Here is a 13,062-nt window from a genome sequence, read left to right on the forward strand (position 1 = left end):
CTCTCACCAAGAAGCCCCTCCAAAACCTAACCTTTTGATAATCCTTTCTTCATAATCCGTGCCGGTCTTAAGGTTATTTTTGACTTATGGAACCAGCATTTAATCAGCATAAACTGTACGGCACACTATTGTTATCAATAGCTTTCTTTATTCACTTTTCCAACTTGGGAGGACTGAGCATATACGCCCTTGATGAAGCAAAAAATGCCACTGCTGCACTGGAAATGTGGCAAAACCAGGAATGGATCGTTCCCACCTTTAATGGTGAATACCGTTTTGACAAACCTCCTTTGCATTATTACTCCTTCATAATAGCCTATAAGCTATTTGGAATAAATGAATTTGCTGCCCGCTTTTTCCCTGCCTTATTTGGTTTCCTATGTACATGGATCAGCTACCACTTTGTAAAGAAAAACCTTGGTTACCAAGTTGCATGCATAAGTTTGCTAGTTCTCAGCTCATCTCTACATTGGTATATACAGTTCCATATGGCCGTACCCGATCCATTCTTGATTTTCTTTATGGTATCCGGAATGATGCTTTTCTTTGAATGGTCAAAATCCGGCTTTCGCTCCATAGGACATATGATGGGAACCTATACCTGCTTTGCCCTGGCAGTATTGAGCAAAGGACCAATTGGAGTGTTTTTGCCCTGCATGGCCCTTCTTGCTTATTCACTGCTCATGCAGCAATTGAATGGAAAAAGGCTAAAAAGAATATTTCACCCAGTTGGCTTGGCGCTTTTCTTATTGATAGCTCTTCCATGGTACATTTTGGTGGCCTTGGAGACAAAAGGTCTCTGGTTGGAAGAGTTTTTCTTCAAACATAATATAGGCCGCTTTTCTTCCCCCATGGAAGGTCACGGCGGAGGATTTTGGAAAACCTGCTTTTTTGTATTTGCAGGGATGTTACCCTTTGCATTTTTTCTTCCACAAAGCATCCTTCACACCCTAAAATACCGCACAAATAAAGGCACCACATTTGCCCTGGTCTGCAGTGGGACCATCATTCTGTTCTTTATGCTTGCTGGCACCAAACTCCCCAATTATACCTTACCCTCATATCCATTTCTGGCCCTAATAATCGGAAACTACCTTTACCAGGTTCTCCAAAAAGGCCAAATAAAAAGCATGTTGGTACCTGGCACATTATTATCTCTACTGATCTTAACGCTCCCCTTTGGCATTTACTTTGGTTTATCTACGGAAGCAGGATTGGAAGTCCCCAACATCATGCCCTGGTTATTTATGATAAGCTACCTAACTATACCCATCATTGTCCTAGCTTATAGAAAGTCCAATATATCATCCATGATCTATGCAATGGCGGCTAGCTTTATGCTTGTTTCTTTGGTCTTCTTTTGGCTTGCCTTTCCCATAATTGATCGACAAAGTCCCATTGGGAAAGCACCTATAGCAGAGATAAAGACTGAGAATCTCTATTATTTTAACAACTATAATCCAGCATTTTTATTTTATGTCCAAAAACCATTGGTTGACCTTCGCTCCTTGGACGATCCAAATGCAGCCAGTGGCTACCTGATTACACGACTCCAGTATTTACCAGAACTTGACCAACTCGGGCTAAATTACGAACTGGTCTATTCGAAAAAAGATCTCTTCGAATCGCCTACCAGCATTATACTCAAACTTCTGCCCGACAGCATAAATTAACAAATTATCTTTTCGCTGATAAAGTCGCCAACTTTGACAGTTCAATTTTCCGTTTGGGCAACAGACCACTCTTAAATACTTTAGAATTAAAGTATCTCACGACCAAACACCTTGAAAGCAACGCTGAACTCAAACCTAAAAAAGAACCTACCAACACATCTCCCATAAAATGCTGCATCAAATACACCCTGCTGAAGCCCACTAAAACAGCGATTAGCAACATTAAAACCTGAAAAAAATGCCGCTTAGGGAAAACCATGGAAACCATGCTCGTCAAAGCAAAAGCCGTAGCTGTATGACCGGAAGGAAAAGAATGCCAATGGTGCATGGTCACTCCTGCCACTTGGACCAAATCGACATCCTTAAAATACTCCAAAGGCCTAGGGGCATGTGGAAAAATCAGCTTTTTCATCAGTAAAGCTATTAACATGTGGATGGCAGCATTTAAACTGCAAAGCAGCGCAAAACTATACCTATACATCAATAGCACAGGAAAAACAGCCAAAAACACCAGGCCATCTCCCAAATGGGTAACCGTAGAAAAAAATATATCGGCCCATAAAAAGTGATGTTGATTGATCAAGAGCTCAACTGCTCCCTTGGGCCTGCTCAAAAAAATGGCTCCTATCAAAAAAACAATGAAAAAATAATAAAATATATATGTGTAGGGTATGGACTTTTTTTTCATATAATGGATTATGATTCTTTGTTTTAACAACAGCCCATCTGCTCCGTTTTTCATACTTATCTCCAAGACTGTTTGCCTATTGCTTATTCCAAAATTAGGTCCTTAAAATCAATTTGCAGTTACGCGAAATTCATGGATTAGTTAAAAATTAAGCATGAAAGTACTAACGTATTAACATAGATACCCCAACACTTCAAGTTATATAACAAAAAGATAAACAACACCTTAGAACAACCCTCAGTCATCACTTACAAGTCAATATCGCTCTATTTCCCTTTCCTCCACATGATGCAGATTTCTGTACACCTCTATGCTAAATGTCCTCACAGTATCTCCCCGGTAAATCACATAAAAATATTCTTTTAAAAGTCTCTTCTCAAAACCAGTGAGGAGCTCCCTGCGGTCTTCAGTCCCCCGCTGAAGATAAACTCCGTCATAAGCCCTGTTTTCAAACTGTTCAATCCCTGGCCAAAGATCAAATTGGTTTTTCCTTCTTCCCAGATTAATGGTATATGTCTGTGGGTTTCCGGGGACATAAAATGCCATTTCAGAAGCCAAATGATAACTATCACTGAAAACAAAAAACTTTTCCAATCCCAAAGAATCAATCAAAAAACCTAACCGTTGTCCCATCTCTGCATACCCGGCCAACCTACCAAGAGGGTCTTTTGCTGGCTTTAACACCTTTTTATATCCAAAGCCATCCAATGAGGCCGGATTCATGATCAAAATGATCATGAATCCGGAAATTGCTGTAGAATAAAAAGCATACTTTTTCCAATAATCCGCAGCGCGTGACACCACATACACCATGGCAATACTCAGATTGACATAGGCAAAGACAGGCCAGTTCACCTCTACTCTTTTCGAAACAGAAATTCCCAAGAACAAACACCAAACCAGTACAGCTGGAAGCAAAATGTATATCAACTGCCTCTCTCTATACTTCAGCAACCTTCGAAAAGACATCAATAAAAAAGGAAAGAAAAGAGCAGAGACAATGGCCACTTGCCCCCCTGCATATTCAGAGATATATCTCAGTGAGGCTATGATATCAAAAGACCTATTTTCACCAAGCACACCTCCAAGAGCCCCCACATGCTTGAAGGTCACAAAGTCATTCTCAAGATTCCATATGATGATGGGAATAAAGGACAATGAAAACACCAAACAAAAGATATAAACTCCTTTTTCCTTAAGTTGCTTGACATCCACCAGCAATAAATACATAAAGATTATGGGAATGACCAATACCATGGTGTTTTTGGAAAGCATTCCCATGGCACTTGCCATTCCTGCAAATACCCAATACTTGGTTTCTCTTGTCTCTGTAGCCATCCAAAGCCAATAGTAGGTCAATGCCCAAAAAAACAGCAATGAAGAATCAGTGGTATGAAAGAAAGATGCCAAATGAAAAAAGGGCATGACCAATAACATAATCGCTGCCCAAAAGCCAAGACTTGAATCCCTAAACATCTTACCGCCCAGTTTAAAAACTAGCCAAGCAGTACCTGCGGAAAACAAAACAGCACTTAAACGAACCGCAACATTCGTATTTCCAAATATGCCTGTAAGAATAAAATTATATACCGCCACCATCAGCGGCTTTGAATAATAATTCCAGTCCAAATTCTGTGACCATAACCAATGCTGCGCTTCCTCAGAAAATAAACTCAAAGAAGTGGTAGCGGTGAACAGCACCTTTGCGACGGACACTATCAAAATGACCAAAACCAATAGAAATGAATAAGATCTCACCTAAAAAAGTCATTAGTAGTCCAAAACAACACACTCAAGCATCAAAATACATATTAACACACATGTATCACCTTTTACTGTATTAATATAGCAATTATTTCATGGTTTAGCAGTTAAAAATCAAGCTCTTTGTCAAAATCCCCATGCCCTAATTAGCAAAAATTAAGCGGGCTAAGCCCCAACTTCTTTTTGAAACATTGTAACTTCGCAACATGAATCCAAATAGCAGCATTCTGATTATTCCTACGCATGAAATTAATGATAGATAATTTTTCCTCTTCGATTCAAAACCGCGCTTGGCCAATTATTCTACTGTTCATTCTTTTGGTTGCCCCATTTGCCTTACAATTCCACCTGCATTATCCCGATGAAATGTATTATACTGATGCAGCCATCAAGATGATGCAAAATGGCGACTACCTTACCACTTATTTGGGCAGTGGTGAATTAAGGTTTAAGAAGCCCATATTGACCTATTGGACTGCTTTGGCGGGCTTCAAATTATTCGGGATCTCTGCCTTTTCTTCTAGAATTTTCTTTCTGCTCAGTGGAGCAGCCATCGTCTTCTTGGTCCATCGTATCGCCCATTTGATCTTCCACCAAAAAAACATTAGCCATATAGCCATTTGTATTGCCGCTAGTCACGGTCTGATCATATTTAGCAGCACCAGATCGATTCCTGATATTCTCTTGGCCCTTTTTATGACCCTATCTGCTTTGGGAGCTACTGGTCTGATTAAATATGGTAATAATGCTGGCAAAAAATATTTATGGATGTTCTACTTAGGAATAGGGATAGCATTTGAGGTTAAGGGACTACCAGCAGCTGCTTTGGGAGGCATTGCCATTATTTACTTATTGGTAAATCCTTGGCAAAGGATCTCTTGGAAAAAAATGGCGCATCTTCCGTCCGTCCTTACCATGCTGATCATTGGTTTGTTCTGGTTTTGGGCCATGTACATCAAATTCGGCCCCACTTACCTCAGTTCCTTCATGGAAGATCAGGTTGGCATCCGAGTAGGAAGTAAACTGTTGCTAATAGGAACCAACTTCTGTTTAGCTGTAGTCCTTTACTTTGCTATGTTTTTTCCATGGATAGTTCCAGGTATCAGCTCAGTGAAAAAGAACCTATCAAAGATCGTAGACACCAATAAAGCCTTTTTTGGTTTTGTAGCTACTTGGAGTATTTCAATGATTTTGATGACCAGCATGGTTTCGGTCTTCTACGAAAGGTACTTGCTTCCTGTTCTACCTTTAAGCGCAGTGGCGTTGGCCTGGCTAATCGCTCAAAACCCAAATGGGCTAAAAAACAAGAGCATTAGATGGACATCAGCAGTATTCTTAATATTGAATTTGGTCATCATTCTCACTTCCCTCTATCTCAATTTAGGACTGGGTACACTTAGCATTCTAACTGCCTTCGGCTTAATGGTGTCCTCTGTTATATTATTTTCCTTGTACTTAGCATTTAAAAGATCTTGGCAACCAGCCACCGTGCTGACCACAGCCATTTTATTGTTATTTTTCAGCTTGCCCTTATTCACCAAGGTCATTTCCCTTCCTGACCAAGGGGTGCAAACAGCTAAACACATTCAAAGTATAGGCCTTCCTGAAGGAAGTAAAATTGCTTTTATAGGAAATCTTCATACATCCAGCAAAATCAGGATCGGCCTAGGAACCGAATATTCATTGGTCAATCTGCCAAAAGCTTCATACCAAGACCATTTGGCCGAATTTGACTATTTGGTATGCGATGAAGAGACCATGCAAAATCTAAAAGCCACAGACTATAAAATTGATGTTGCCTCTACCAATTGGAACGCAAAGTATATTCCTGACATTCTTTTGTCAATCCTGGAAGGCACTCAGGATGATTGGAGGGAAAAGGGCACAAAAAAGTTCTATTGGGTCGAAAAACGATAAAGAAAAAACAAAACCCGCTCACTTGAGCGGGTTTGTCGATGCATTATTTAAATTGTGGGTTATATTTTTATTGTCTCGCTAAAACCAATTTTTCTTTGAATTTCTTAATCTGTCTCCTCAGCCCCTCAATCGCTTCATCAGCAGCTGCTTCAAAAGAATCCTTCTGATGCTTTGCAAACAACTGTTTCCCGGGCACATTCAATTTAATCTCAACGATTTTGTTCTCGTTTTTCTCATTCTTATCGAGCCTCATAAATACCTCGCCGTCAATAATCCTGTCATAAAAAGTATCTAGCTTATCCGCTTTCTTTTGGATAAAGTCTATCAACTTCTGATCAGCGTCGAAATGGATTGAATGCATTTGTAATTTCATAATTTTAACAGTTTAAAAGTTAAACTTTTATTTAGGCTTTAGGATGTGCTTGCTCAAACACAGCCTTCAGTTTTTCCATAGAATTGTGTGTATAAACTTGCGTGGCAGCCAGGCTGGCATGTCCCAAGAGATCTTTAACTGCGTTGAGGTCCGCTCCCTTATTTAGCAAATGGGTCGCAAAGGTATGTCTCAGAAGGTGAGGACTACGCTTGGACGTCTGCGCAAAAAGGTCTAAATATTTCCTCACTATTCGGTAAATCTTCATTGGGTACGCTTGCTTTCTTGTATTTATAACGATAAAATAATCACTCTCGTTTACATTTGAAAATGTTTCTTTAAATACTTTCCTGAACGAAATTATATTCTTAACCAACTCATTTGTAAGAGGAATTATTCTTTCTTTTTTGCGCTTTCCCAACACCCTCACTGTTTGACCCTCAATATCAAGATCTTGCCACTTGATGGTCAATAATTCCGACAACCTCACCCCTGTAAGGTACAAAAACTCCATCACCATCTTATCCCGCTGCCCCTCAAACCCTTCTTCATAAACTATCTCGTTCAGTACCTCTACCATCACATTTTCCTGCACAAATTCAGGTAATCTTTTCGGGGTTTTCAGTGCTTTAATTTTATAGGTGGGATCTTTGGTCAACTCTCCAGATCGCAACAAAAATTTATAATAAGATCTTAGGGTGGCTATTTTCCTGTTAATGGTAGTCGCTGACAATCCTTGCTCTACCAAGTCCACTACCCAAGCACGGATTTCGGCATGTGACGCTCCTTCCAAACGCTCCATCTCAAAGGACAGTTTTAAAAAATCCTTGAACTGTTCCAGATCTTTTTGGTAAGCCAAGACTGTATGCGCACTGGCCCGTTTCTCATGTTCAAGATAGTTTATAAACGAAAAAAGCATATCAGCGTAATTTAATTACACTAATATGCTCATTTATTTTCTAGAATGGAAGTAATAAATTATTTCCCTTCTTCGTCCTGCATTCTTTGTTTGTAGGCGGCTTTGATTACCTCTGTTCTTCTTTTTACAGATGGTTTTTCGAAATGTTGACGAGATCTCAACTCACGGATTGCTCCAGTTCTGTCAAACTTTTTCTTGAAACGCTTAAGCGCTTTTTCGATAGATTCGTTCTCTTTTACGTTTACTACGATCATAATTTTACACCTCCTTTCGTGCTGCAAATGTAGAAAGATAGTTCGGTAAAACAAAACATTCTTTTAAAACTCAGCCATTGCCATCCGATAGTTTAGAAATTTATTTCAGGATTTCTCTGGAAATAACCATTTTTTGAATCTCAGAGGTTCCTTCACCTATGGTGCATAGTTTGGCATCCCTATAGTATTTTTCCACAGGATAATCCTTGGTAAAACCATAGCCCCCAAAAATCTGTACGGCTTCATTGGCCAGCTCCACAGCTACTTCTGACGCATAGTACTTCGCCTTTGCACTGGCCAAAGTCACATATTCCCCCCTATTTTTTAAATCTGCAGCTTTAAAGGTCAACAGCTTGGCGGCCTCTAATTTTGTGGCCATATCTGCCAATTTAAAAGATATACCCTGGTATGAACTGATGGGCTTGTTAAACTGATGTCGCTCTTTTGAATACTGAATAGCTGCTTCCAAAGCCCCCTCTGCAATCCCAAGCGAAAGTGCTGCAATAGATATTCTCCCTCCATCCAATACCTTCATCGACTGAATAAAGCCTTCCCCTTCCTCTCCTAACATCTGACTTTTGTGCACCTTGCAGTCTTGAAAAATCAATTCTGCAGTTTCAGAGGTACGCATTCCCAGCTTGTCCTCTTTTCTTCCACCTTTAAATCCAGCCATCCCCCTTTCCAAAACAAAGGCTGTCATCCCATGCGAGTCCCCCACATTGCCAGTTCGGGCAATCACCACCGCTACATCTCCAGAAACGCCATGGGTGATAAAATTCTTTGCCCCATTGATTATATAATAGTCACCCTCCTTTACTGCTGTAGTTTTCATATTGGCTGCATCAGAGCCCGTATTGGGTTCTGTAAGCCCCCAAGCCCCTAGGTGTTCGCAGGAAGCTAACTTAGGTAAATATTTTTCCTTTTGTTCATCTGTGCCAAAAAGCATGATATGCCCACAGCAAAGAGAATTATGCGCAGCCATGGACAAGCCTATTCCTGGATCCAACTTGGCCAGTTCCAAAATAGCCGTGACGTATTCATAATATCCAAACCCACTCCCTCCATACTTAGTAGGAATCAATACCCCCATCAAGCCCAGTTCACCTAGTTTTTTAAAAAGTTGCAAAGGAAATTGCTGTTTATCATCCCATTCTTTTCTGAAAGGGCTTATTTCCTTAGCACCAAAGTCCCTGATCATTTGGGCGATCATGCTTTGATTTTCATTCGCATCAAAATTCATCATGGCATTGTTCGTTCTTGGGTTATATTCTTCCAGTATGCGCTGGCAGGTACAGTTCTACTCCATCAGCTGTTCTACCTAAGATATTAACTTCCTCGCAAATAATTAGTTTTCAAGTATTAAAAAGCCTTAAAAATTTTATGCCATATTGGATTGCTTTATATTTGTTCCTACATCAAACAAAGCCCCTTTAAACCTATTAAAACAAACAGTTCATGCAACAAATTTTAATCACAGGCGGAGCAGGATATATAGGATCCCATACTGCTGTAGCTTTGGTAAATGCCGGATTTGAACCTATTATCATTGACAATTTTTCCAATTCCGAAAAAACAGTACTTAATGGCCTTGAAAAGATCCTCAATCGACCAGTAAAATGTTATGAAGGCGATTGCAACGATAGGGAAATGGTCAGAAATATTTTCAAAGAAAATAATATTGCCGGTGTCATCCATTTTGCTGCTTCCAAAGCAGTAGGAGAAAGCACCCAGATCCCCCTGAAATACTACAGCAATAATATCAACTCCTTGATTGTATTATTGGAAACCATGAAGGAGTTCAAAGTAAAAGACATTGTTTTCTCTTCTTCATGCACCGTTTATGGCCAGCCGGATGAGTTACCTGTAAAGGAAACCACCCCGAGAAAAGATGCGGAAAGCCCTTATGGTAACACCAAAAAAATCTGTGAAGACATCCTCATGGACCATGTCAAAAGTGGTGCTGAAGCTAGGATCGTGGCACTTAGGTATTTCAACCCAATTGGAGCACATCCCAGTTCACTAATCGGTGAATTGCCTATCGGTGTTCCTGCCAACTTAATACCATTTGTTACACAAACCGGAGCAGGCATCAGAGAAAAAATCACTGTCTTTGGAGATGATTATGACACACCTGATGGCACCTGTATCAGAGACTATATCCACGTAATGGACTTGGCAGATGCCCACGTAAAATCCATCCAATACCTAGCTGATAAAGAAGATACCTATTTTGACTTATTCAATGTAGGTACTGGAAATGGCAATACGGTAATGGAAGTGATCAAGGCCTTTGAGAAAGTGAGTGGAAAACCTCTTAATTATGAACTGGGAACAAGAAGAGCCGGAGATATTGAAAAAGTATGGGCCAATACGGACAAAGTGAGCAAAGTGCTAGGCTGGACGCCTGAATACAATTTGGAAGATGCCTTAAAAGATGCCTGGAACTGGCAATTGACATTAGCTAAATAACACAGAAGTATTGCAGCATAAAGAATAAGATGACACTATCCCAAAAAGTGTGTAAACTAAAATTTCAATTAGTGGGGTCAGGTTTAGTTTAGCCTGACCCTTTTTCCAAATATAAGCAGAAAACTATTAAGGATTATTCCCCAGTCCCTGATCGGCATTGTCCATTTTTTGGTGGCTTCGCGCAGGGCAAGGAATACCGATTTGATAACTGCCTCATCAGTTGGGAAGGACAGCTTGTTTTTGGTGTATTTTCTGACCTTTCCATTGAGGTTTTCTATCAGGTTGGTGGTATAAATGATCTTCCTTATTTCCACGGGATAGTCAAAGAAAACGGTCAGTTCATCCCAGTTGTCCCTCCAGCTTTTAATGGCATATGAGTATTTGCTTTCCCATTTTTCGGCAAAATCTTCCAGGGCGGCCCCGGCAGCTTCCTTATTTGGAGCGGTATAGACCTCTTTCATATCCTTGGTGAAGGCCTTTTTGTCTTTCCATACCACATATCTACAGGCGTTCCTGATCTGGTGTACTACACATATCTGGGTGACCGATTCGGGGAAGGAGGCCTTGATCGTATCGGTAAAGCCGTTAAGGTTATCGGTGGCCGTGATCAGGATGTCCTCGACACCCCGTGCCTTCATATCGGTGAGTACGCCCATCCAAAAGGCCGCTGATTCGTTTTTTCCCAGCCAGAGCCCCAGGACCTCTTTTAATCCGTTGGTCTTTAGCCCTACCGCAATGTAAACGGTCTTGTTGACCACCTTGGAGTTCTCCCGTACCTTGAAGGATATCCCGTCCATCCATACGATCAGATAGACCGGGTCGAGCGGACGGTTCCGCCAGGCCACAATATCCTCGGACACCGCATCGGTAACCCTGGATATGGTAGATGCCGATACGTTGATGTCATAGAGCTCTCTGATCTGTTCCCCTATGTCATGGTTGGACATCCCTTTGGCATACATGGAGATGATCACGTTCTCCACACCTTCTGCCATGCTTTTCCTTTTGGGTACCAGTGCCGGCTCAAAACTGCCGTCCCTGTCCCTGGGGACATTGATATGTGACTCCCCAAAACTGCTCTTTATCTTTTTGGAAGTGTGTCCGTTGCGTGAGTTGGGATTGTCTGACTGTTCGTTTTTTCGGTATCCAAGATGGCTGTCCAGTTCTCCTTCTAGCATCTTTTCCACTGCCCGCTTTTGGAGCTCACCTAAAAAAGTTTGCAGTTCTTCTCCGTTCTTGAACTGCTTTAGGAAATCGTCGTTTAAAAGGTCTTCTTTTTTCATCTTCAATCAATGTGCGTTTAAAGTTAAACATTTATTCACACACTGATCGGTATAGTGCCTGCCGCAGGCTCCTCAAAATATCAGTGCGATTGTACCAATCACACTGATATTTTCGAGGTCTATCCTTTTACTGGTAAGCCCGATTTGTGGACTTACACAGTTTATGAGATACTCCCAATAAGATCATTCAGGCCCTAGTTATCATTTAATTAGGGCCTTTTTATTGTACCTCTATTTTTTATCCAAGGTCATTTCAAAACTTGGATACCACTTTTCACCATTAGGGGAATACTCTCCTACCTCATGCCATTGGCCTGAATCATTAATACTGAGCACATATTTCATTTTTCCACCCTGTGGAATATCAAAGCCCCACTCAAAATTATCTTTGCCAAGCTCTTTAAAATATGCATCTACACGCTGACCATTCCCTCTCCAAGCCATCATTTCATATTTTTCCTGCCACTGATTATAAGTGATTACAGCAACGGCATTGAATTTCAAGATTCCCTCCACATAGCCTTTCCCCTCAATCAAAAGCATATTTCCGTCTAGCCTAAAACTCACATCTTCATATTGCTTCAACTCAACAAGTTGTCCAGCTCCCTGTCGGCTTTTTGCTATCCCAGACCACTCCCCTTCCAGAAAGGCCAATTTCTCCATAGCCTGATCCGCTTTGTCCTGCCCCATGGCAAAGCCTGACAAGGTCCAAAACAGTGCAAATACAAATATTTTTCTCATAATTGATCTAAATTGAGGGAATATTATATGATTACGCGCTTTTTACCAGTTTCTCACAACCTGTCCCGACTATCGGGAGATTCCTCGGATTTCCACAGAAATAAATAAAACCCTTACGTGAAAACCTGCCTACCACAAGGTAGATTTGTTAAATCAGTGAGAGATCATTTTTAGATTTTAGAAATACTGGCATGGTATAAACATTAAACATAAAGTAGTTTAAAAAATAAAACAAATGGAATTGCTCAAGGAATATTACCTAGGAAAAAACAAAGATCAATTATACTCAGGATTTTTCTGGTTCAACAGCCAATATTACCTCACTCCTTTTGAACCAAGCATCTCCGAAGAGCATTTAGAGTTTTTCCAATTCAAATTGATCGGACAAAATCCATAGTATTGATTCAGCGCAAAAGTCAATCAATTACAAACCTATAATTCTTTTAGCATCCATATGCTGCAGGTATAATGTCCTGAATCACCGATTGGCTGTTCCAAGCGTTTAAAACCTTGCTTTTCATAGAGGCCGATAGCATTTTCAAATTCCGGTATACTTTCGATATAAAGTGATTGATAACCTAGTTCTCGGGCACTTTGCGTACATTTTTTCAATAATTCCTTTCCTATCCCTTTACCTCTTGACTGGGGCGAAAGGTAAAACTTCACCAATTCAGCCACCTTTATAGGTAGCCCCTCAGTTGGAAAAATCCCACAGCAGCCCAAGACTTCCCCATCAGCCTCAGCCAACCAAAACACCGATTGGGGAGTTCGTTCAAACAATCCATGCAAATCCTCCATCTCAGGATCTGCAAAAACAGTCCCTTCGCGAGGCGCATCGAATTCCACAAAAACGTTCTGGATCAATTCCTTTACAGCTTGATTATCCTTCTTTTGGATAAGACGATATTTAATATGCATAGCTGCAAAATTAAAAAGATGTTGCAGCTATCATTCTGAAAACCCTTTAAAAAAGAAAAAGTACCC

13 protein-coding genes are annotated in these 13,062 nt (G+C 40.6%); 4 read left to right on the plus strand and 9 right to left on the minus strand.

The genetic code is table 11. The features are described 5' to 3' along the window. Nucleotides 1-86 precede the first annotated feature (86 nt). Nucleotides 87-1,673 carry an ArnT family glycosyltransferase gene (locus tag KZP23_RS04405; RefSeq protein WP_226334915.1) on the plus strand — a complete coding sequence of 529 codons (1,587 nt, stop codon included), beginning with the start codon at nucleotides 87-89 and terminating at the stop codon, nucleotides 1,671-1,673. A gap of 4 nt (nucleotides 1,674-1,677) precedes the next feature. Here the strand turns inward: KZP23_RS04405 and KZP23_RS04410 are convergent, their stop codons facing one another. Together KZP23_RS04410 and KZP23_RS04415 are read right to left on the minus strand one after the other, a co-directional pair. Continuing rightward, complete coding sequence (locus KZP23_RS04410) at nucleotides 1,678-2,415, minus strand: phosphatase PAP2 family protein (RefSeq protein ID WP_226334916.1); 738 nt, start codon at nucleotides 2,413-2,415, stop codon at nucleotides 1,678-1,680. A gap of 201 nt (nucleotides 2,416-2,616) precedes the next feature. Continuing rightward, nucleotides 2,617-4,119, minus strand: a complete 1,503-nt coding sequence (locus tag KZP23_RS04415; protein ID WP_226334917.1) for an ArnT family glycosyltransferase — start codon at nucleotides 4,117-4,119, stop codon at nucleotides 2,617-2,619. A 249-nt stretch (nucleotides 4,120-4,368) separates the two neighbouring features. On the opposite strand from KZP23_RS04415, the gene KZP23_RS04420 reads away from it, so the two are divergent. Continuing rightward, entirely contained in the window at nucleotides 4,369-6,042 is a 1,674-nt protein-coding gene (locus KZP23_RS04420; RefSeq protein WP_226334918.1) for an ArnT family glycosyltransferase, read from the plus strand. A gap of 67 nt (nucleotides 6,043-6,109) precedes the next feature. Here KZP23_RS04420 and hpf read toward each other — a convergent pair whose 3' ends face one another. The 4 genes from hpf to KZP23_RS04440 form a co-directional block, all read right to left on the minus strand. Next, complete coding sequence (gene hpf / locus KZP23_RS04425) at nucleotides 6,110-6,415, minus strand: ribosome hibernation-promoting factor, HPF/YfiA family (RefSeq protein ID WP_226334919.1); 306 nt, start codon at nucleotides 6,413-6,415, stop codon at nucleotides 6,110-6,112. A 31-nt stretch (nucleotides 6,416-6,446) separates the two neighbouring features. Continuing rightward, a complete protein-coding gene (locus KZP23_RS04430) occupies nucleotides 6,447-7,331 on the minus strand; it encodes a tyrosine-type recombinase/integrase (RefSeq protein ID WP_226334920.1) in 885 nt (294 codons plus the stop codon). Nucleotides 7,332-7,390: 59 nt separating this feature from the next. Next, nucleotides 7,391-7,585 (minus strand): 30S ribosomal protein S21, encoded by a 195-nt coding sequence (rpsU, locus tag KZP23_RS04435; RefSeq protein ID WP_186753475.1) that lies wholly within the window; start codon nucleotides 7,583-7,585, stop codon nucleotides 7,391-7,393. A gap of 100 nt (nucleotides 7,586-7,685) precedes the next feature. Then, a complete protein-coding gene (locus tag KZP23_RS04440) occupies nucleotides 7,686-8,825 on the minus strand; it encodes an acyl-CoA dehydrogenase family protein (protein WP_226336480.1) in 1,140 nt (379 codons plus the stop codon). A gap of 215 nt (nucleotides 8,826-9,040) precedes the next feature. On the opposite strand from KZP23_RS04440, the gene galE reads away from it, so the two are divergent. Continuing rightward, nucleotides 9,041-10,054, plus strand: coding sequence for a UDP-glucose 4-epimerase GalE (gene galE, locus KZP23_RS04445; RefSeq protein ID WP_226334921.1), 1,014 nt, complete (start codon nucleotides 9,041-9,043; stop codon nucleotides 10,052-10,054). 83 nt (nucleotides 10,055-10,137) lie between these two features. On the opposite strand, the gene KZP23_RS04450 is transcribed toward galE, so the two are convergent. After that, entirely contained in the window at nucleotides 10,138-11,337 is a 1,200-nt protein-coding gene (locus tag KZP23_RS04450) for an IS256 family transposase (protein WP_137404701.1), read from the minus strand. Nucleotides 11,338-11,568: 231 nt separating this feature from the next. Next, entirely contained in the window at nucleotides 11,569-12,078 is a 510-nt protein-coding gene (locus tag KZP23_RS04455) for a hypothetical protein (protein WP_226334922.1), read from the minus strand. 235 nt (nucleotides 12,079-12,313) lie between these two features. Here KZP23_RS04455 and KZP23_RS04460 point away from each other — a divergent pair, with 235 nt between their 5' ends. After that, nucleotides 12,314-12,475 (plus strand): hypothetical protein, encoded by a 162-nt coding sequence (locus KZP23_RS04460; RefSeq protein ID WP_226334923.1) that lies wholly within the window; start codon nucleotides 12,314-12,316, stop codon nucleotides 12,473-12,475. Between the two features lie 35 nt (nucleotides 12,476-12,510). On the opposite strand, the gene KZP23_RS04465 is transcribed toward KZP23_RS04460, so the two are convergent. Next, nucleotides 12,511-12,996 (minus strand): GNAT family N-acetyltransferase, encoded by a 486-nt coding sequence (locus KZP23_RS04465; protein WP_226334924.1) that lies wholly within the window; start codon nucleotides 12,994-12,996, stop codon nucleotides 12,511-12,513. Between the last annotated feature and the right edge of the window lie 66 nt (nucleotides 12,997-13,062).

It is taken from the genome of Echinicola marina (genome assembly GCF_020463795.1).
GTDB classification, from domain to species: domain Bacteria; phylum Bacteroidota; class Bacteroidia; order Cytophagales; family Cyclobacteriaceae; genus Echinicola; species Echinicola marina.